This is a genomic window from Pseudomonas fontis (assembly GCF_028656955.1).
Lineage (GTDB): Bacteria > Pseudomonadota > Gammaproteobacteria > Pseudomonadales > Pseudomonadaceae > Aquipseudomonas > Aquipseudomonas fontis.
In genome coordinates, this window is the sequence record NZ_JAMDGY010000020.1 from 212,053 (window position 1) to 231,226 (window position 19,174).

Here is a 19,174-nt window from a genome sequence, read left to right on the forward strand (position 1 = left end):
CGGAACATGCTGGCAGAATGCTGGCAATTGCGTGTGTCGTTTTTGCCTGGAGATTCATCAACCGTGTTCAATGACGTAGAAGCTCCGCAGCCTCCGAAGGTTTTTGAAACCCCTTTGGAAATTGCCGCCAACTTGCGGACGCTGCTAGAGAGCCATGATCCGCTGATCATCACCTTCCATGAACGTAGCCAGCGCTTCCAGAGCTACGTGGTTGAAGTGGACCGTGACAGCAACAGCTTTGCGCTCGATGAAATGATCCCCCGTGATGGTGAGAAGTACCTTGAGAACGGTGAGCCGTTCCGCATTGAAGGCTTCCACGACGGGGTGAGAATCGCCTGGGAGTACGACCAGCCGATGACCATCAGCACCAGTGCCGATGGCACTCGTTGCTACCGTGGCGTGCTGCCGCAATCCATCACCTACCACCAGCGCCGCAATGCCTTCCGTGCCGCGCTCAAGCTGACCCAACTGGTGGATGTGTTCTTTGATGGTGAAAAGCTCAAGGGCTCCGGCGCGCTCAGGGGCAAGCTGCTGGATATTTCCGCTACCGGCTGCAAGCTGCGCTTTGAAGGCGATGTAGAAGAACGCCTGCAACTGGGCCAGGTGTACGAGAAGTTCAAGGCCGGCGGACAGCTGGGCCTGGTCGATGTGATGGTGGAGTTACGTCACCTGCACTTCGAAGAGCGCTTGAACGCTACCTTTGCCGGGATACGCTTCCACAACCTGAACGGGCAAATGCAGCGCAAGATCGAGAGTTTTGTGTACCAGCTGCAACGTGAAGCGCGACGCTTCGACAAAGACGACTACTGAGTTCGGCTTCAGGGCCTCATCGCCGGCAAGGCCGGCTCCCACAGTGATGCCATGGCATCAATTGCCTTGCATGACACCTGTGGGAGCTGGCCTTGCCAGCGATGGGCCGCACAGCGGCCCCAGTTACATCTGATTCGGCTTCACCGGCTCTCTCCGCCTCGGTATCCTCGCCACCCACCGGCGCCTGCATCTGATCTTTCACCACCTGCTCGTCGACCCGAGGATCCAGCGCTGCCGCCAACGGCGAGTTGGCCGCCGGCATCGCCACGTGGTGCAACGGTGCATCGTCGACCTGATGCAGGCGGGTTACGGCTTTCGGGCGGATCCGCCACACCAGTACCAAGGCAAGAGAGTTTTGTGCACCAGCCGCAACGTGAAACGCGACGCTTCGACAAAGGCGACTACTGAGTTCGGCTTCAGGGCCTCATCGCCGGCAAGGCCGGCTCCCACAGTGATGCCATGGCATCAATTGCCTTGCATGACACCTGTGGGAGCTGGCCTTGCCAGCGATGGGCCGCACAGCGGCCCCAGTTACATCTGATTCGGCTTCACCGGCTCCTCCTGCGACGCCTCTTTCTCTTCCGCCTCGGTATCCTCGCCACCCACCGGCGCCTGCATCTGATCTTTCACCACCTGCTCGTCGACCCGAGGGTCCAGCGCTGCCGCCAACGGCGAGTTGGCCGCCGGCATCGCCACGTGGTGCAACGGTGCATCGTCGACCTGATGCAGGCCGGTTACGGCTTTCGGGCGGATCCGCCACACCAGTACCAGGGCAAAGAAGGTAAAGAAGGCATAGAGCATCTGGTCGCCGAGGGTCTTCATCAGCACACCGGCCACCAACGGCCCAATGCTCGCCCCCACGCCGTAGGTAACCAGCAACATCGCCGTCAGCGACACCCGCCGCTCGCCTTCCACGTGGTCGTTGGAAAACGCCACCGCCAGCGGATACAGGCAGAACTGCAACAACGACACCACAAAGCCTGCGGCAAACAACACCTCCAATGGCACGCTCGGCATCAGCGCCAGCGGCAACGCCGCCACCGCCAAGCCCACCGCCACACTGCGGATCAGCAAGGCCCGATCATAACGGTCAGACAGCCAGCCTAGCGGCCACTGCACCAGCAGCCCGGCAAAGATGCAGCAGCCCATGAAGATACCGACCTGCTCGGTACTCAGCCCCTGTTTGGTGGCATACAGCGGCGCCAGGCCGTAGAAGGAGCCGACGATCAGCCCCGCCCCCAGCACCGTACTCAAAGACTGCGGCACACGCTTGATGAAGAAGCGGGGCTCCATCGGCGCCGGGTGTAGCGGCGCCGGGTGAATGCGTCGGGTCAGCGCCACCGGCACCAGGCACAAGGCAAAGCACATGGCGACCAGCATCAGCAGCTCAAGCCCCAGTTGCGGGTGCACCACCAGAATCAGCTGCCCCAGCACCAGCCCGAGGTAGGAGGCGATCATGTAGCCGCTGAACACGGCCCCGCGCTGCTTGGCATCGGCCTGCTCGTTCAGCCAGCTCTCGATGACCATGTACTGGCACATCATCCCCAGGCCGACGATCATCCGCAGCACGATCCATGCCGGCAGCCAGGCGACCAGGCCGTGCCCTAGCACCGCCGCGCCGACGATACCGGCGCAGGTGGCATAGGCGCGGATATGCCCGACCCGGGCAATCAGCCGGTGGCCGATCTTGCCGCCCAGAGCCAGGCCGAAATAGTTCGCGGCCATCAACGCACCCACCCACAGGCTGTCGACCTGATCGGCAGCCAGGCGCAAGGCCAGGTAGGTACTCAACAAGCCGGAGCCGATCAACATCATCAGTGCGGCGAAATACAACGCGCGAAAAGACTTCCAGATATTGCGCATCAGCGTCCCTAACGGCCCCTTGAGCAGGTGGAAAATCTGCTTGAAAGCATATGTGAAAAAAACCTCGATGCTGTCCTTGCGGATAAAAAAACAGGTGGCAGACCTGACCTTGATCATTGTCTGCCACCTGCCCTGGAGCCTCCTGCCCTGCCGGGTTACGCCTGTGCGGCTAGCACACGGCGCTCCCATGGGGTGATTTCATCGAAGAAGCTGGTCAGCTCCATGGTCTTGGAAGCGATGTAGCCTTCGATGAATTCGGCGCCAAACAGTTCCTTGGCCAACTGGCTGCGTTTCAGACGTTCCAATGCCGCGTGCAAGGTACATGGCAAGGAAAGATTGTCCGGCACCTCGAACTCGCCCTGAATGGCCGGGGTCGGCTGCAACTGCTGTTCGATCCCGTAAAGGCCGGCAGCAAGGCTTGCGGCAATCGCCAGGTAAGGGTTTGCATCCGCACCCGGCAAACGGTTCTCGACCCGGCGCGCCACCGGCGCACTGGCGGGGATGCGCAGGCCGGCAGCGCGGTTGTCTTCAGACCAGCAGGCATTGTTCGGCGAGGCATAGGGGTGGCACAGGCGCTGGTAGGAATTGACGTTCGGCGCGAACAACGCGGTGAAATCGGCCATGCAGGCCTGCTGGCCACCGATGAAGTGATAGAAGGTTGGAGTCGGCTGGCCTTCGCTGTCGCTGAAGACATTGCGTCCGCTGTCGATGTCCACCACGCTCTGGTGAATATGCATCGAGCTGCCCGGGGTTTTCGCTAGTGGCTTGGCCATGCACACCACGGTCACGCCATGCTTGAGCGCGACCTCCTTGAGCAGGTGCTTGAACAGGAACGTCTGGTCGGCCAGCAGCAGTGGGTCGCCGTGCAGCAGGTTGATTTCGAACTGGCTGACGCCCATCTCGTGCATGAAGGTATCGCGCGGCAGGCCCAGGGCCTCCATGCAACGGTAGACCTCACTGAAGAAAGGGCGCAGACCGTTGTTGGAACTGACGCTGAAGGCCGAGCAGCCATCTTCGCGGCGACCATCGAGCCCCAGCGGTGGCTGGAACGGCTGGGTCGGGTCGGGATTGGGCGCAAAGACGAAGAATTCGAGCTCGGTGGCAACCACCGGCGCCAGGCCACGCGCTGCGTAGCGGGCGATGACCGCCTTGAGCAAGCCACGACTGGAGAGACCGGAACTTTCACCGTTCAACTCGACCGCATCGCACACGGCCAGGGCGCGGGGCTCGTTGCTCCAGGGCAGGCGGTGGATCTGCTGCGGTTCAGCGACCAGGGCCAGGTCACCATCGTCGCTGCCATAGAAGCGTGCCGCTGGATAACCGCCCATGATGCATTGCAGCAGCACGCCGCGCGCCATCTGCAGACGCCGCCCTTCGAGGAAACCCTCGGCGGTCATTACCTTGCCGCGTGGCACGCCGTTGAGGTCCGGTGTGACACATTCGATCTCATCAATGCCGGTCAATCGCTCGGCGAGTGAACCTTGGCCATTGGTCGTCATGACGCTTATCCTTTTTGTTTCGCATGCCGTTATCGGCGACATCCACAACATAGGCTGGGGGTGTTTAAAATTTCAAGCACTTGTACTGATGTTGCCCCCACTCCGGAAAACACCCAAGGAGCTGACAATGCAGATAGCTGTGATCGATGACTGGCAACGGGTGGCCGCAAAGGCTGTGGACTGGACGCCGCTACGTGCACTCGGCACGTTGCATTTTCTTCACGATTACCCGGCAGACGCGGCCACCCTCGCCCAGCGCCTGGCCCCGTTCGACGTCATCTGCGTGATGCGTGAGCGGACCGTATTCGACGATGCGCTGTTGCGCCGGTTGCCCAATCTCAAGCTGATCGCCACCGGCGGCATGCGCAATGCTGCCCTCGACCTGGCCGCCTGCGCGCGCCTGAACATCCACGTGGTCGGCACCGACAGCTACAAACACGCGGCGCCGGAGCTGACCTGGGCCTTGCTCATGGCCCTGAGCCGCAACCTGCTGGGCGAAGCCAACTCCCTGCGCAGCGGCGGTTGGCAGATCGGCATCGGCAGCGACCTGCACGGCAAGACCCTGGCCATCCTCGGCCTGGGCAGCATCGGCGAAAAGGTCGCACGTTTCGGCCAGGCGTTCGGCATGCGGGTGATCGCCTGGAGCGAAAATCTCACGGACGAACGTGCCGCTGCCGTCGGTGTAACCCGCGTAGATAAACAGACGTTGTTCAGCGAAGCCGACTACCTGACCATTCACCTGGTACTCAGCGAACGCAGCCTTGGCATGGTCGATGCCCAGGCGCTGGCCTGGATGAAACCGCAGGCGCGGCTGATCAATACGGCGCGCGGGCCGATCGTGGACGAAGCCGCGTTGATCGATGCGCTGGTCAACGGCCGCCTGGCCGGCGCCGCACTGGATGTCTTCGCGCAAGAACCGCTGGCGGCCGAGCACCCCTTGCGCAGCCTGCCCAACGTGCTTGCAACCCCGCATATTGGCTACGTCACTGAAAACAACTACGCCATGTTCTACACGCAGATGATTGAAAGCATCCTGGCCTGGCATGCCGGCCAACCGATCCGCCTGCTGGGCAGCTAGGCCTCAGCCGCGCAAGGTCAGCCCGTTGGCCGGCAGCGGCAACGCGGTCTTGTAGCGCACCTGCTTGAGGGCAAAGCTGGAACGGATGTTGGCCACCCCCGGCAGGCGCGTCAGGTAATCAAGGAAGCGCTCCAGCGCCTGGATGCTCGGCAGCAGCACCCGCAACAAATAGTCCGGATCGCCGGTCATCAGGTAGCACTCCATCACCTCCGGGCGCTCGGCAATCTCCTCCTCGAAGCGGTGCAGTGACTGCTCCACCTGCTTCTCCAGGCTCACATGAATGAACACGTTGACGTCCAGGCCAAGGACGTCCGGCGCCAGCAGGGTCACCTGCTGGCGGATCACCCCCGACTCTTCCAGCGCCTTGACCCGGTTGAAGCACGGGGTCGGCGACAAATTCACTGAACGGGCCAGCTCAGCGTTGGTGATACGGGCATTTTCCTGAAGGCTGTTGAGAATGCCGATATCGGTGCGATCGAGTTTGCGCATGAGACAAATTCACCTGATTCTTGTTCTTTTGCAGATTATTTATCCGCATGCGTCGACAAAGGCAATCAACATGAGAGAAATATTCTCCCAAGAGCGACATATCATGTAGGACAAGACTGACTTCCTGGTCACAAGCCGGGTCTCAGTAGCGACCGCTTCAAAGCTCAACAAAAACACAAGACAGAGCGAGCGTAAAAAAGCATGAACGAGTACGCCCCCCTGCGTTTGCATGTGCCCGAGCCTACCGGCCGGCCAGGCTGCCAGACTGATTTCTCCTACCTGCGGCTTACCGATGCCGGCCAGGTACGCAAACCACCTATCGATGTCGAAGCCGCTGACACTGCGGATATCTCCTCCAGCCTGATCCGTGTGCTCGATGACAAGGGCAATGCCGTTGGCCCATGGGCCGAAGACATCGGCCCGGACATCCTCCGTGAAGGCATGCGCACCATGCTCAAGACCCGGCTGTTCGACAGCCGCATGGTGGTCGCCCAGCGCCAGAAGAAGATGTCCTTCTATATGCAGAGCCTGGGCGAGGAAGCCATCGGCAGCGGCCAGGCCATGGCCTTGAACCGCACCGACATGTGCTTCCCGACCTACCGCCAGCAAAGCATCCTGATGGCGCGCAACGTGTCGCTGGTGGAGATGATCTGCCAGTTGCTGTCCAACGAGCGCGACCCGCTCAAGGGCCGTCAACTGCCCATCATGTACTCGGTACGTGAAGCCGGCTTCTTCACCATCAGCGGCAACCTGGCGACCCAGTTCGTCCAGGCCGTCGGCTGGGCCATGGCTTCAGCGATCAAGGGCGATACCAAGATTGCCTCGGCCTGGATCGGCGACGGCGCTACCGCCGAATCCGACTTCCACACCGCCCTCACCTTCGCCCACGTCTACCGCGCGCCGGTGATCCTCAACGTGGTCAACAACCAGTGGGCGATCTCCACCTTCCAGGCCATCGCCGGTGGTGAATCGACTACCTTTGCCGGCCGTGGCGTAGGTTGCGGCATCGCCTCGCTGCGGGTCGACGGCAACGACTTCATCGCCGTCTACGCTGCCTCGCGCTGGGCAGCCGAACGTGCGCGCCGTGGCCTGGGCCCAAGCCTGATCGAATGGGTAACCTACCGCGCCGGCCCGCACTCGACCTCGGACGACCCGTCCAAGTACCGCCCGGCCGATGACTGGAGCCACTTCCCGCTGGGTGACCCGATCGCCCGTCTCAAGCAGCACCTGATCGCCATCGGCCACTGGTCCGAGGAAGAGCACCAGGCGGTCACCGCCGAGCTGGAAGCCGAGATCATCGCCGCGCTGAAAGAGGCCGAGCAGTACGGCACCCTGGCCGGCGGACAGATGCCAAGCCCCGCCTCGATGTTCGAGGACGTGTACAAGGAAATGCCGGAGCACTTGCGTCGGCAGCGCCAGGAACTGGGGATCTGAGATGAACGATCACAACAACCAAATCCAGTTGGAAACCGCCATGGCCACTACCACCATGACCATGATCCAGGCCCTGCGCTCGGCCATGGACATCATGCTTGAGCGCGATGAGGACGTCGTGGTGTACGGCCAGGACGTGGGCTACTTCGGTGGCGTATTCCGCTGCACCGAAGGCCTGCAGACCAAATACGGCAAGTCCCGCGTGTTCGATGCGCCGATCTCCGAGAGCGGCATCGTCGGCACCGCCGTGGGCATGGGCGCCTACGGCCTGCGCCCGGTGGTGGAAATCCAGTTTGCCGACTACTTCTACCCGGCCTCCGACCAGATCGTCTCGGAAATGGCCCGCCTGCGTTATCGCTCGGCCGGTGAGTTCGTCTCCCCGCTGACCCTGCGCATGCCTTGCGGTGGCGGTATCTACGGCGGCCAGACGCACAGCCAGAGCCCAGAGGCGATGTTCACCCAGGTCTGCGGCCTGCGTACCGTCATGCCGTCCAACCCGTACGATGCCAAAGGCCTGCTGATCGCCTCGATCGAGAACGACGACCCGGTGATCTTCCTGGAGCCCAAGCGCCTGTACAACGGCCCGTTCGACGGCCATCACGACCGCCCGGTAACCCCGTGGTCGAAACACCCAGCCAGCGCCGTACCAGACGGCTACTACACCGTGCCACTGGACAAGGCGGCGATCACCCGCCCCGGCAAGGACGTCACCGTGCTGACCTATGGCACCACCGTGTATGTCTCCCAGGTGGCTGCCGAAGAAACCGGCGTCGATGCCGAAGTCATCGACCTGCGCAGCCTCTGGCCGCTGGACCTGGAAACCATCGTGGCCTCGGTCAAGAAGACCGGCCGCTGCGTGGTCGTGCATGAAGCCACCCGCACCTGCGGCTTTGGCGCCGAGCTGGTAGCGCTGATTCAGGAGCATTGCTTCCATCACCTCGAAGCCCCGATCGAGCGTGTGACCGGTTGGGACACCCCCTACCCGCACGCTCAGGAATGGGCGTATTTCCCCGGCCCCTCACGAGTGGGCGCGGCATTGAAACGGGTCATGGAGGTCTGAATGGGCACGCACGTCATCAAGATGCCGGACATTGGCGAAGGCATCGCACAGGTTGAATTGGTTGAATGGTTCGTCAAGGTTGGCGATATCGTCACCGAAGATCAGGTGGTGGCCGATGTCATGACCGACAAGGCCACCGTGGAAATCCCCACCCCGGTCAGCGGCAAGGTGCTGGCCCTGGGTGGCCAGCCCGGTGAAGTCATGGCCGTGGGCAGCGAGCTGATCCGCATTGAAGTGGAAGGTGCCGGCAACTATCAGGAAGGCGCCAGCAAAGCGGCTGCGCCAGCTGCCCCTGCAGTCGCCAGCGCGCCCGCGCCACAGCCCCAGGTTGAAGCCAAGCCAGTGGTTGCCGCGCCGGCAACGGCCAGCGAACACCGCGCTGCCGCCATCGTGCCGCGCGAGGCCAACGAGCGCCCACTGGCGTCCCCGGCCGTGCGCAAGCGTGCCTGGGACGCCGGTATCGAATTGCGTTACGTACATGGCAGCGGCCCGGCCGGGCGCATCCTGCATGAAGACCTCGATGTGTTCCTGGCCCAGCCAACGACACATACCCAGTCGGCGCCAGGCGGCTATGCCAAGCGTTCCGACGCCGAGCAGATCCCGGTCATCGGCCTGCGTCGCAAGATCGCCCAGCGCATGCAGGACGCCAAACGCCGCGTCGCGCATTTCAGCTATGTCGAGGAAATCGACATGACTGCGCTGGAAGAGCTGCGCGCTCACCTGAACAAGAAGCACGGCGATAGCCGCGGCAAGCTGACCCTGCTGCCGTTCCTGGTTCGCGCCATGGTTGTCGCCGCCCGCGACTTCCCGCAGATCAATGCCACCTACGACGATGAAGCGCAACTGATCACCCGCCACGGCGCGGTGCACGTCGGCATTGCCACCCAGGGCGACAACGGCCTGATGGTACCGGTGCTGCGTCACGCCGAAGCCGGCAGCCTGTGGGCCAACGCCAGCGAAATCTCGCGCCTGGCCAACGCCGCCCGCAACAACAAGGCCAGCCGTGATGAGCTTTCCGGCTCGACCATCACCCTGACCAGCCTCGGCGCGTTGGGCGGCATTGCCAGCACCCCGGTGGTCAACACCCCGGAAGTGGCCATCGTCGGCGTCAACCGCATGGTCGAGCGCCCGATGGTGATCAACGGCCAGATCGTCATCCGCAAGATGATGAACCTGTCCAGCTCGTTCGATCACCGTGTGGTCGATGGAATGGACGCCGCGCTCTTCATCCAGGCCATTCGCGGCCTGCTCGAACAACCTGCCAGCCTGTTTGTGGAGTGACCATGCAGAATTTGACTACCACCCTGCTGATCATTGGTGGCGGCCCCGGCGGTTATGTGGCCGCCATTCGCGCAGGCCAGCTGGGCATTCCGACCGTGCTGGTCGAAGGCCAGGCGCTGGGGGGCACGTGCCTGAACATCGGCTGCATTCCGTCCAAGGCGCTGATCCACGTTGCCGAGCAGTTCCACCAGACCCAACAGCACAGCCAGCAGTCGAACCTGGGCATCAAGGTGCAGCCACCGACCCTGGACATCAGCCAGAGCGTGGCCTGGAAAGACGGCATCGTCGACCGCCTGACCAGCGGCGTTGCGGCGCTGCTGAAAAAGCATGGCGTGCAGGTGATCCATGGCTGGGCGAAGATCGTCGACGGCAAGCACGTGGAGATCGACGGCCAGGACATCCGCATCGAGTGCGAGCACCTGCTGCTCGCCACCGGCTCCAGCAGCGTCGAATTGCCGATGCTGCCACTGGGCGGTGCGATCATCTCCTCTACCGAAGCCCTGGCACCGCGCAGCCTGCCCAAGCACCTGACGGTGGTCGGCGCAGGCTATATCGGCCTGGAGCTGGGCATTGCCTATCGCAAGCTGGGCGTTGAGGTGAGCGTGATCGAAGCGCGCGAGCGCATCTTGCCAACCTACGACAGTGAACTGACCCAGCCGGTCGCCGAGTCGCTGAAAAAACTCGGCATCCAGCTGTATCTGCAGCACAGCGTCGAAGGCTTCGATGCGGCCAGCAATACCTTGCAGGTGCGCACCGAGAATGGTGAGCAACTGCCCCTGGCTACCGACCAGGTGCTGGTCGCCGTGGGTCGCCGGCCGCGTACCTCGGGCTTCAACCTGGAAAGCCTGGAACTGAAGATGAACGGCTCGGCCATTGCCATCGACGCGCGCTGCCAGACCAGCATGCGCAACGTCTGGGCTATCGGTGACCTCAGTGGTGAGCCGATGCTCGCGCACCGGGCCATGGCCCAGGGCGAAATGGTTGCCGAGCTGATTGCCGGCAAACAGCGCGAGTTCAACCCGACCGCCATCGCGGCGGTGTGCTTCACCGACCCTGAGTTGGTGGTGGCCGGCAAGACTCCGGAGAGCGCGCAGCAGGACGGGCTGGACTGCATCGTTGCGCAGTTCCCGTTTGCCGCCAATGGCCGGGCCATGACCCTGGAATCGAAAAGTGGCTTCGTACGTGTGGTAGCGCGCCGCGACAACCACCTGATTGTTGGCTGGCAAGCGGTGGGTGTAGGGGTTTCCGAGTTGTCCACCGCCTTTGCCCAATCCCTGGAAATGGGCGCCAGGCTTGAAGACGTGGCCGGCACCATCCACGCGCATCCGACACTGGGTGAAGCCGTGCAGGAAGCCGCCTTGCGCGCACTGGGCCACGCCCTGCACCTTTGATGTGATACGCGCTTGAGCAAACAGGCCGCCTAATGGGCGGCCTGTTTGTTTGTACGAAGGACGTTGCCGCAGCCGGCAAACAAATTCCCCTTCAAGGCAATGGTCGACCCATCCGACAAATCGACCTGAGGCATCGTGCCCTGTGTTTACGGGTGCACAACCGCGTAGCAGGCGACTGGCACAGGATTTGCCCCTTACTCACGGCAAACACCGTGCATCCATCAAGGAGAACGATCAGGTGAGTATCATCAATGCCAACGGTTGGCCGCATTCGGCGATCACCCAGCCACGCCCTGCTCCGGCGACTAGCGCGACAGAACCCTCGGTAAACTACCTAGCGCAACCGATGACCGCCGTGGTTGCGGCATCGAAGGCCGAGTCGAGCAATGACGCCTCGCAGCAGTCCTCCCAAGATGCGCAGGACGAGGCGTTCGCCAAGCTCAAGGTAGCGCTGCAGAACCCGGAGACCATTGAGAAAGCAGAGTCGCAAGCGGCGCCCAAAACTGCAACTCAGGAGTTCCATGACTACATGGCCCTGTCACCGGCGGAAAAGATCCGCCTGAAATTGCTCAATGAACTGGGCATGACCGAAGAGGACTACAACAACCTGCCGCCAGAGAAGAAGGACGAGGTTGACCGCAAGATTGCCCAGCGCATGAAGGAGGAGATCCAGCAACAGTCGATGGCCAATCTTCAGCCGCACATGGAGGCGGTGATGGCATCGCAAGAGCTGACGGCATCGTTGACTTCGGTGGAGGAAAGCGAAGCCCTGCGCAAAGCGGGTGAATGGAAAGATCCACACAAGATCGAAGACCCGCTGAGTTGATGCAACAACGCCCGAGCCGCCTATTGAAACGCGACTCGGGCGCTGGCCTGAGGGATCAGGCGACGATCAGGGTCGCCGGGTCTGCAGCGGCCCAGGCCGCTGTACGGTCAGCTGCCGGCGGGTAGATCCAGACGCCGTTGATCTGCGACTTGAGCTGCTTGCCCTCTTCGCGCACCAGCTTGATCTGGCGATCCCAACCCTCGGTGTACACCGCGCCCCAGGCGCCAAGGTCCAGGCAGGTGACGTACTTGAGCTGGCGATAGGTCAGCAGCTCCAGCCCCAGCATCTGCGCGACCACGTTATGCCCGGCATAGCGACCCAGCGATAGTGCATGCTGGCAGGTCATCAGCGCATGGTTGCCCAGCTCATCCGTGGCGGCATAGGCAACATCGCCGGTGGCAAAGATGTCGTCCTGGCCAATGACTTTCAAACTGCCCTCTACATGCAGGCGCCCCAGCGCATCCCGCTCGGCCGGGATCTGCTCAGTCAGCGTGCTGGCACGTACACCCGTGGTCCAGATCACCGTGCTTGCTTCAATCCGCTGGCCATCGCCCAAGGTCACGCCACACGCATCGACCGATGCGACAGTGGCTTGCAGACGCCAGCTTACGCCCAGTTCATCACTGGCGGCGGCGATGGTCTCGCCCATCTCGCGGCCCATGGATGCGCCGACGTATTCTGCTCGGTCTACGATGATCACCTCGACCTGCGCGTCGTCGCCAAGTACTGCGCGCAGGCGGGCAGGCATCTCGGTCGCGGTTTCGATCCCGGTGAAGCCACCACCGGCGACCACGACGGTATTGCGCGCCTTGGAAGGCGGCAGATCAGCCAACGACTTGAGGTGCGCTTCCAAGCGTGCGGCCTCTTCAATCTGGTCAACATCGAACGCGTGCTCGACAACCCCTGCCATGCTCGGGCGGCTCAAGCGGCTGCCTGTGGCGAGCACGAGCTTGTCGTAGGTGCGTACGACGGTATTGCCCTGTGCGTCGGTGTACTCGACGCGCTTGCCGGCAACATCAATCTGCTGGGCCGCACCCTGGATGAATTCGACACCGACGGCATCGAACAACTCGCCCAGTTGCGCCTTCATCTGTTCAACGTCTGGCTCGTAGAAGCGCGGACGAATGCGCAGCTCAGCTTGCGGGGCAAGTACGGTCACCTGGATATCGCTGCGCCCGTGCATGTCGAGCAGACGCGTGGCGCTCAATGCACTCCAGAGGCCACCAAAACCTGCGCCGAGAATCAGAATCTGCTGTTTCATCTTGTTCGCTCCAAAGAAATAGCCTGCGGGAATCGACCTTGAGTCTTGGTAGGTCACGTCGACTCGATATCTACGACTATATTGATCGTAGTTTTTCATCGCAAGTGATTTTTGAATTCCAATACGGCCGAAATCGAAGCAACCGCTCTATCTCGCTATAAATCGGTGGATTATAAGAAATACTGCCGACAGAAGGTCCTAGCGAACACCAACACAACTTTGCTGATAGCTGCCATCCCTGCTAGTATTTGCGACTAATGTAGTCGGAGATATGTGATGTCACTTTATAGTGCAGGGGTCGAATACGGCATTCATTGCCTGATCTTCCTGGTTGGAGACGGCGGCGAAAGCCGTGAAGCCAGCGTGCGTGATCTCGCCGACCTGCAAGGGGTGCCACAGGACTACCTGGCGAAGATCTTCACCAAGCTGGCCAAGGCCAAGCTGGTTGCCGCCACTGAAGGTGTGCGCGGTGGCTTTCGCCTGGCACGGCCTTCAGATGAAATCAGCATCCTGGACATCGTCAATGCCATCGACGGGCAGAAGCTGATTTTTGACTGTCGGGAAATTCGCGGGCGCTGCGCGATTTTTGAAGGTGCCCCGCCCGCTTGGGCACTGGAAGGCGGTTGTGCTGTGCACGGTGCGATGCTCACCGCACAGAAACGCATGGAAGAGGCGCTTGCCCAGCAGACGATTCTTGACCTGGCGCGAAAGGTCAGCCGCAAGGCACCTGCTGAGTTCGGCACCCAGATCAATGACTGGATGAGTGAACGCCGGGACAAAAAGGCCGGCGCCTCGACCATTCCCGTGCAGGAAATCTGAGTAGGTGCGGGCGCGGGTTCGCTCAAGGACGATGCGTGACTACTTTCGACAAGCCCACACCCAGCGCCTGCAGCACCTTGAGAATGGTCGACAAGCGTGGGTCGCCATCAGCCGCCAGCGCTCGATAGAGGTTTGGCCTGGCCAGGCCGGTGGCCTGGGACAACGAGGTCATGCCCCCGCGTGCTTCGGCGACGCGTCTGACGGCCGTCAGAAACGCAGCTTCACCACCTTCCTGATCAATCTCTTCAAGCGCCACGCACAGGTACTCGAGGGCAAACGCCTCGTCGGCGCGGAGCATTTCAAGGACGCTGTCTTCATGAGGACGCGTAAGGGTTGTCATAGCTTCACCTTCTGATTGTTCCAGAGTGACTTGGCCTGCTCGATATCGATGCACTGCTTGTCTTTAGACCCGCCACCCAGCAGCAGAATCACCCTTCGCTGGTGAGTCGCGTGGTAGATGCGGTAGCCAGGACCGAAATCGAGCTTCATTTCAAAAACGCCGTCACCCACAGGTTCGGTCACCCCGAAATACCCCTGCTCGGCCCGGTCCACTCGGCTGGTGATCCGCGCCTTGGTGCGGTTGTCACGCAGGCTGTCGAGCCAGGATTGATAGATATCCACGCCATTGGCAGACAACACGTGAGTGACTTCATACATGCAGGACTGTACCCTAAAAGAGACAAACCATTGATTGAATCTTTCAATCGTCTCGGCATCCCGGCCAAAATCGCCTGAGTTGCGCTGCATGTATTACGTAAGGATCAAACGGAAGCGTCAATCGAGGGATCGTCAGGAAGTGTTGCCGAAGGAGGGAAGCTGGAGAGGAGAAAAGTGGTGTCCCAGGGCCGGTTCGAACGGCCAACCTTCCCCTTAGGAGGCATATGCTTTGGTGAGTCAGCTTGATTCCGATCGCGCCCTGAAACCCCACAAACCTCTGTTTTTAAAGGACCTATCTATTCTACTTGTGTCTTGAGGTTTCTCCTTGTAGCGTTCTGCATCATGAGAAGTGGGGACCGAAGTGGGGACTAGAATTGGCCACCAATACTGCTGACAAAAGCGTGAACGATCAAAAGCTCAAGGGCATGCCGCCAGCATCCAAGTTGACGGAAAGCTTGCCTGGCCGTTCCCGGGGTAGCCTTTTGTTCAAGCGCAGCCAAAGTGGTGCGATCAGCGCCTACTTCCGCTACCGGCTCAATACAAAGGACACAATGATCTCTCTGGGTCAATATCGCTTGAGCGCCAGAGCCCCGGGACTGGGGCTGTCTGAACTACGCGACAAAGCGGCAGAGATGGCATTGATTGCGTCCGAGCACGGCGACGTTAAGGCGTACTTGGCGGCCAGAGCAGCCGCAGAGAAAACACAACGCCAGGCCGTAGTACTCGCGCAGCAGCTTGCGACCCGACAAGGAAGCTTCGAAGAACTGCTAAATGCATACGTCAAAGATCTGACCGCTCGCGGCAAGGTCAAGGCGAAAGAAGTCGAGCGCCTATTTCAGACACACGTAATCCAGCACCACCCAGATCTGATGACGCGTCCAGCAAAGTCCGTCACCGGCGAAGACATTCATTTAGTAATGAGCGCGCTACTCGCACGCAAGCCTAAAGGTCGTGGTATCGGTAACAAAGCGAAAACGGCCAATACTGACATGCGATCAACAGCTGCCAGCGTCCACAGATATCTAAAGGCTGCATTCAGCTATGGCAGCAAGGCACATCTCTCCTTGGATCGAGATGTAAGCGATTCGAAAATTTTCGACATCGGGGTCAATCCGGCTACCAAGGTCCCTACCCTAGCTAACACCCGCGGTGGCCAGACAGAATCCTTGAATCCAGAGGAACTGGGTGAGCTTTTGCGCTACCTGGATACCTTGCCTGTGCGGGAAATGGCGATCTGTAAGGGCCTAATTTATCTAGGTGGTCAACGAATGGAACAGTTGCTCCGCGTGACCTGGGAGGATACATCCGATGACCTTTTGCACCTTACCGACGGTAAAGGAAAAAAGTCTCAGGCTTGGGATCACCTGCTGCCCCTCACCGACCGGGTTAAAGAAATCCTGAAGCCTTTGTTTGAAAGCAAAATCGGACCAGGTCCGTTCTGTATTGGCCGACGCTGCATCCGCCCTGACACTGCAGGTAAGCGCTTCAGTAATGCCGGAAAAGCTCTGAGTGGAGCTGGTAAGACGCAGTACTTCAGCTACGCGAATGTTCGGGTCAGCACCGAAACATTGATGGCCTCACTCGGGATTACTAAAGAAATCCGCAGCTGGCTTTTGTCTCACGGACGCAGCGATGTGCAATCGGTTCACTACGACCGATACAGCTATCTGCCAGAGAAAAGGGCTGCACTGGAATTATGGGGCAGGTATCTAGACTGCTTGTATGCAGAGAAGGAGTGGGACCAAGGTAAGATTATTTTGCTAAGTCGAAAGCGGCCTCAGGAGGTCACAAAAAGCTGAGCTTGGTTGCACAAAGGAGGTAGGCGGTCGGTCGTCTCCCTAACGGCCATTCTCATGGACGTGACAATAAAGGCCTTGCAGAGCTACCCACTTATAAGGTGAATCGACGAGCGATCCACCGGTTACAATCGCCTTGCAGGGTTCACCACGAACCGTATAACCAGAACAAACTACTGCATATTTGCTGTCATGCCAGAGCCGGTACTGGCGCGGGGTCACTCCATAGCGCGCCCCCCAAAATGCGTCGGGATCTGCGCAGTAGCGCACTACATCCGCAGCCTCAATTTCAGCCATCACCTCACCGCTTGGGCTGACATGTTTCACCGTGAAACCTACACCTGCGTCGGCGAGCTGACGAATGCATGTCTCAAGATCCATAAAACCTCTCCATAGCTAGTCAATGCTAACCAATTTCATGGCATTTCTGCGATCGATAACGCTTCTCTCACCAGCCTCCTCGCGCAGCAACCTTGCATTCAGGGCTGACTGAATCGCTCCATGAGCATCACCATTAGCACTTTGCTTAACAGCCTGCCATTCGAGAGCCTCAATTGCCACCTTTAGCACCTCCGCTTTTGAAGGTTTACTACGCTTCGTCGACTCGCGGGCTGCAATGACAGCGCGGTGACGCTCGACTACGACGCGAGCTTCATTCGATGAAGCACGGAGTACTGCGCGGGCGGCGGTTAAACGGCCATCCTCGTATGCAGCCTCATGCTCTTCGAGACAGTCATGTAACGATTCGACCGCAGCTAACAGACTGATCAGAGCATTCATTGGGTCGGATATTTTACCCATACCTTCGTTCCCTCGATTTCGCGGACGCGAAAATGCACGTCCCTTTACTAGGTCCGCCCCGACATGTCGGGGCTGCTCTCGTCATTTAAAATACCGCAACGTCGGTTGTATCCCTCACTTTCAACCGCCCTTCGCATGACCTGGTATCCATGTTCGACACGCCTGGCGGAGAGACACATAACGTAAAGTTCACTCCATAAGGGAGTTCGATGTGCCGAACTTCGCCATAGGGAACCTCCGCAGTACGCGAAACCGCGCCCTTATCGTTGATGATCTCAGGCACGGAAAGCTTTTCAATATAGGTGTTTCCTGGCCACTGTCGGCGCCCCTCAGCACCAACCTGGTAGCTAAGGTCGACTCGAAGCTTCGCAACTGTATCGCCGACCGAAAGTATCTGGATCTGGCTGACCAGGTTCACAATACCCAACGCACATGCCGATTTCTGGGCATTGCATTGCCGTACTTCAAGAGGCTGGTATCGATAACCGTCTGCGGCGCCAGCAATGCCGTAAAGCACATTGCCTGCCCCAGTCCCCATACCGGGATAGCCGGAAAGATCGGTCGTTCCAGCATAATAGTCGACGACAACAGGCCCTTTATCGGCGCCTCCCCAGTTAGTGCAACCAGTGAGCGTGGCCATAGCCAGCACCACACTACAACCAACAAACGAACGCATGCAGTTCTCTTATAAAAATGGGATCAACAACACTCGAAACGCTCAAGCGTCAACCTGAACGCATACTACCAGCGAGGTTGACGCCCGTGCGTGCGCTATCGAAAGCGATGTCGTCCGAGTGCGGGCAGCGCGACGTCACTATTGACCCGCAGAACCCATTTCAAGCAGGTATTCAGCGTATTCGACGAGCGATCGCTGTTTCACCTCATGATTGACGTAGTCGACCAGAAAAAACACCGGAAACGGCAGGTGAGGCGCTGGCGCATCCAACGCCAAGGATATGCTTTGAGCAGCACCGTACAGCTTCGCTACCATGATGATTGCTGCTCGTCCTCCGGGCTGGTTGACTTTACTGAGAAAGAACACGTGATGATTGTCAGGAGCAGCGTTGAGTATCGCCGTTATCGTAGCGTCCTCCACGATGTGGCCACCCAAGCGAGGACTCCCCGTAAGTATGCTGCCCTTGACCTGCCGAAAACCAGGATCAGTCACATAATCTCGTCCCAAGTAATAGGCCAGCAGATTTATGCCAATCTTCGCGATCACTCGCTCGACCACACCGATGGTCACGGTCATCCCCACCGATACGATGGGGTTTTCGATGTCCTTCGTGACCTGGACATCGAAGGAAAATTGCTCGACGGCGCAAGCAAAGAAATTGAGGGCGTCCTCGATCCTTGTACTTGAAGTCTTGAGCACGATCTCCCCATTTAGGTTCTTGAAGATCGTCGCAGCTGGGGTCACGTCTCCTGTGCGAGCCTCATCGGAACGCTCCAGCCAAAGGCCGCCACGCGGAGGCTTGGCTTGAAAGCTTGACCCATCCGCCAGAGTGAAGGTCTTGCTGGAGCGAAGCATGGTGATGGCTTCATACCTCAGTTCATGCTCTAGCCCCCACTTCCGAATGCAAATAACTTGTGTGCCCTGGAGCAAGCTCGACAGAGACTTAACGAAACTGCGCAGCTCGTCCAAGCTTGCAGCGCTGGACTCAAATTCCTTCTCGCCAATCATTTTTATTTGCGGCAGGACAATCGGTTTAGCGTGCGGCCCAAAGTCGACTTCATCCGGGTACCCCGATGCATTAGCCATCTGTTTGTGCTGGGCCTGGATACCTGGCACCGAGGTGTGCTTTCCCCGCTTACGGCCATGCGGCTGCAAAAAAGCGCGACCGACGGCAATCGGTGAGCTCCGCAGCACCTCTCGCTCCAAACAACCAAAGACGTCTGTATTGCAGCGCCGGCACACCATATCACCCAGCAGGAAGCGATCGTCATCCGCTCCCAGCCCCGCACTAATGACATGCTCGTCAGAGAAAGGGCCTGGGCCATCACAGTAGATGCACAACGATGTCGGGGTTGTCGACTGGCTGGTCAAGGGAGTGATTCCTGCAATGCAGCGTATGGGAGGGACGCTTTGCGTATACACACGGAAAGACT

The 19,174-nt window shown here is 59.8% G+C and carries 19 protein-coding genes and 1 pseudogene; 9 read left to right on the forward strand and 11 right to left on the reverse strand.

Features of this window, described 5'->3' with window-relative positions:
• Positions 1–63 precede the first annotated feature (63 nt).
• Positions 64–810, forward strand: coding sequence for a flagellar brake protein (locus M5G11_RS08220; RefSeq protein ID WP_273909016.1), 747 nt, complete (start codon positions 64–66; stop codon positions 808–810).
• Between the two features lie 16 nt (positions 811–826).
• Here M5G11_RS08220 and M5G11_RS08225 read toward each other — a convergent pair.
• The 3 genes and pseudogenes from M5G11_RS08225 to M5G11_RS08235 all read right to left on the reverse strand — a co-directional run.
• A pseudogene (locus M5G11_RS08225) lies at positions 827–1,156 on the reverse strand (hypothetical protein); the annotation flags it as partial.
• A gap of 185 nt (positions 1,157–1,341) precedes the next feature.
• Positions 1,342–2,673 (reverse strand): MFS transporter, encoded by a 1,332-nt coding sequence (locus tag M5G11_RS08230; RefSeq protein WP_273909015.1) that lies wholly within the window; start codon positions 2,671–2,673, stop codon positions 1,342–1,344.
• 155 nt (positions 2,674–2,828) lie between these two features.
• A complete protein-coding gene (locus M5G11_RS08235) occupies positions 2,829–4,070 on the reverse strand; it encodes a glutamine synthetase family protein (RefSeq protein WP_273909034.1) in 1,242 nt (413 codons plus the stop codon).
• A 223-nt stretch (positions 4,071–4,293) separates the two neighbouring features.
• Between M5G11_RS08235 and M5G11_RS08240 the strand changes: the two genes are divergently transcribed.
• On the forward strand, positions 4,294–5,250 hold the full coding sequence (locus M5G11_RS08240) for a D-2-hydroxyacid dehydrogenase family protein (protein WP_273909033.1): 957 nt from the start codon (positions 4,294–4,296) through the stop codon (positions 5,248–5,250).
• A 3-nt stretch (positions 5,251–5,253) separates the two neighbouring features.
• On the opposite strand, the gene bkdR is transcribed toward M5G11_RS08240, so the two are convergent.
• On the reverse strand, positions 5,254–5,739 hold the full coding sequence (gene bkdR, locus M5G11_RS08245; RefSeq protein WP_273909014.1) for a Bkd operon transcriptional regulator BkdR: 486 nt from the start codon (positions 5,737–5,739) through the stop codon (positions 5,254–5,256).
• 201 nt (positions 5,740–5,940) lie between these two features.
• Here bkdR and M5G11_RS08250 point away from each other — a divergent pair, with 201 nt between their 5' ends.
• From M5G11_RS08250 to M5G11_RS08270, 5 genes are all read left to right on the forward strand, one after another.
• Positions 5,941–7,173 (forward strand): 3-methyl-2-oxobutanoate dehydrogenase (2-methylpropanoyl-transferring) subunit alpha, encoded by a 1,233-nt coding sequence (locus tag M5G11_RS08250; protein WP_273909013.1) that lies wholly within the window; start codon positions 5,941–5,943, stop codon positions 7,171–7,173.
• A gap of 1 nt (position 7,174) precedes the next feature.
• The gene (locus tag M5G11_RS08255; RefSeq protein WP_273909012.1) at positions 7,175–8,233 is read left to right on the forward strand and encodes an alpha-ketoacid dehydrogenase subunit beta; all 1,059 of its coding nucleotides are present in this window, start codon (positions 7,175–7,177) and stop codon (positions 8,231–8,233) included.
• Complete coding sequence (locus M5G11_RS08260) at positions 8,234–9,514, forward strand: dihydrolipoamide acetyltransferase family protein (RefSeq protein WP_273909011.1); 1,281 nt, start codon at positions 8,234–8,236, stop codon at positions 9,512–9,514.
• Between the two features lie 2 nt (positions 9,515–9,516).
• A complete protein-coding gene (gene lpdA / locus M5G11_RS08265; RefSeq protein WP_273909010.1) occupies positions 9,517–10,905 on the forward strand; it encodes a dihydrolipoyl dehydrogenase in 1,389 nt (462 codons plus the stop codon).
• Positions 10,906–11,143: 238 nt separating this feature from the next.
• Positions 11,144–11,731, forward strand: coding sequence for a hypothetical protein (locus M5G11_RS08270; RefSeq protein WP_273909009.1), 588 nt, complete (start codon positions 11,144–11,146; stop codon positions 11,729–11,731).
• A gap of 55 nt (positions 11,732–11,786) precedes the next feature.
• Here M5G11_RS08270 and M5G11_RS08275 read toward each other — a convergent pair whose 3' ends face one another.
• Positions 11,787–12,992 carry an NAD(P)/FAD-dependent oxidoreductase gene (locus tag M5G11_RS08275; RefSeq protein WP_273909008.1) on the reverse strand — a complete coding sequence of 402 codons (1,206 nt, stop codon included), beginning with the start codon at positions 12,990–12,992 and terminating at the stop codon, positions 11,787–11,789.
• A gap of 276 nt (positions 12,993–13,268) precedes the next feature.
• Between M5G11_RS08275 and M5G11_RS08280 the strand changes: the two genes are divergently transcribed.
• Positions 13,269–13,811 carry an RrF2 family transcriptional regulator gene (locus tag M5G11_RS08280; RefSeq protein ID WP_273909007.1) on the forward strand — a complete coding sequence of 181 codons (543 nt, stop codon included), beginning with the start codon at positions 13,269–13,271 and terminating at the stop codon, positions 13,809–13,811.
• Between the two features lie 22 nt (positions 13,812–13,833).
• Here the strand turns inward: M5G11_RS08280 and M5G11_RS08285 are convergent, their stop codons facing one another.
• A complete protein-coding gene (locus M5G11_RS08285) occupies positions 13,834–14,151 on the reverse strand; it encodes an addiction module antidote protein (protein WP_420793777.1) in 318 nt (105 codons plus the stop codon).
• Entirely contained in the window at positions 14,148–14,468 is a 321-nt protein-coding gene (locus M5G11_RS08290; RefSeq protein WP_273909006.1) for a type II toxin-antitoxin system RelE/ParE family toxin, read from the reverse strand. The genes M5G11_RS08285 and M5G11_RS08290 overlap by 4 nt, the downstream gene beginning before the upstream one ends.
• 374 nt (positions 14,469–14,842) lie before the next feature.
• Here M5G11_RS08290 and M5G11_RS08295 point away from each other — a divergent pair, with 374 nt between their 5' ends.
• The gene (locus tag M5G11_RS08295) at positions 14,843–16,267 is read left to right on the forward strand and encodes a site-specific integrase (RefSeq protein ID WP_273909005.1); all 1,425 of its coding nucleotides are present in this window, start codon (positions 14,843–14,845) and stop codon (positions 16,265–16,267) included.
• A 39-nt stretch (positions 16,268–16,306) separates the two neighbouring features.
• Here the strand turns inward: M5G11_RS08295 and M5G11_RS08300 are convergent, their stop codons facing one another.
• From M5G11_RS08300 to M5G11_RS08315, 4 genes are all read right to left on the reverse strand, one after another.
• A complete protein-coding gene (locus M5G11_RS08300) occupies positions 16,307–16,645 on the reverse strand; it encodes a hypothetical protein (protein ID WP_273909004.1) in 339 nt (112 codons plus the stop codon).
• A gap of 15 nt (positions 16,646–16,660) precedes the next feature.
• Positions 16,661–17,065 (reverse strand): hypothetical protein, encoded by a 405-nt coding sequence (locus M5G11_RS08305; protein ID WP_273909003.1) that lies wholly within the window; start codon positions 17,063–17,065, stop codon positions 16,661–16,663.
• Positions 17,066–17,150: 85 nt separating this feature from the next.
• A complete protein-coding gene (locus tag M5G11_RS08310) occupies positions 17,151–17,741 on the reverse strand; it encodes a hypothetical protein (protein WP_273909002.1) in 591 nt (196 codons plus the stop codon).
• Positions 17,742–17,879: 138 nt separating this feature from the next.
• Positions 17,880–19,112 carry a hypothetical protein gene (locus tag M5G11_RS08315; protein ID WP_273909001.1) on the reverse strand — a complete coding sequence of 411 codons (1,233 nt, stop codon included), beginning with the start codon at positions 19,110–19,112 and terminating at the stop codon, positions 17,880–17,882.
• Positions 19,113–19,174: the final 62 nt, after the last annotated feature.

Excerpts from the sequence above, each read along its gene's own strand:
- M5G11_RS08255 (WP_273909012.1), top strand. The coding sequence starts at position 7,175 with ATGAACGATCACAACAACCAAATCCAGTTGGAAACCGCCATGGCCACT.
- M5G11_RS08300 (WP_273909004.1), bottom strand. The coding sequence starts at position 16,645 with ATGGATCTTGAGACATGCATTCGTCAGCTCGCCGACGCAGGTGTAGGT.
- lpdA (WP_273909010.1), top strand. The coding sequence starts at position 9,517 with ATGCAGAATTTGACTACCACCCTGCTGATCATTGGTGGCGGCCCCGGC.
- M5G11_RS08290 (WP_273909006.1), bottom strand. The coding sequence starts at position 14,468 with ATGTATGAAGTCACTCACGTGTTGTCTGCCAATGGCGTGGATATCTAT.
- M5G11_RS08305 (WP_273909003.1), bottom strand. The coding sequence starts at position 17,065 with ATGGGTAAAATATCCGACCCAATGAATGCTCTGATCAGTCTGTTAGCT.
- M5G11_RS08275 (WP_273909008.1), bottom strand. The coding sequence starts at position 12,992 with ATGAAACAGCAGATTCTGATTCTCGGCGCAGGTTTTGGTGGCCTCTGG.
- M5G11_RS08230 (WP_273909015.1), bottom strand. The coding sequence starts at position 2,673 with ATGCGCAATATCTGGAAGTCTTTTCGCGCGTTGTATTTCGCCGCACTG.
- M5G11_RS08285 (WP_420793777.1), bottom strand. The coding sequence starts at position 14,151 with ATGACAACCCTTACGCGTCCTCATGAAGACAGCGTCCTTGAAATGCTC.
- M5G11_RS08280 (WP_273909007.1), top strand. The coding sequence starts at position 13,269 with ATGTCACTTTATAGTGCAGGGGTCGAATACGGCATTCATTGCCTGATC.
- M5G11_RS08310 (WP_273909002.1), bottom strand. The coding sequence starts at position 17,741 with ATGCGTTCGTTTGTTGGTTGTAGTGTGGTGCTGGCTATGGCCACGCTC.
- M5G11_RS08260 (WP_273909011.1), top strand. The coding sequence starts at position 8,234 with ATGGGCACGCACGTCATCAAGATGCCGGACATTGGCGAAGGCATCGCA.
- M5G11_RS08235 (WP_273909034.1), bottom strand. The coding sequence starts at position 4,070 with ATGACCGCCGAGGGTTTCCTCGAAGGGCGGCGTCTGCAGATGGCGCGC.
- M5G11_RS08250 (WP_273909013.1), top strand. The coding sequence starts at position 5,941 with ATGAACGAGTACGCCCCCCTGCGTTTGCATGTGCCCGAGCCTACCGGC.
- bkdR (WP_273909014.1), bottom strand. The coding sequence starts at position 5,739 with ATGCGCAAACTCGATCGCACCGATATCGGCATTCTCAACAGCCTTCAG.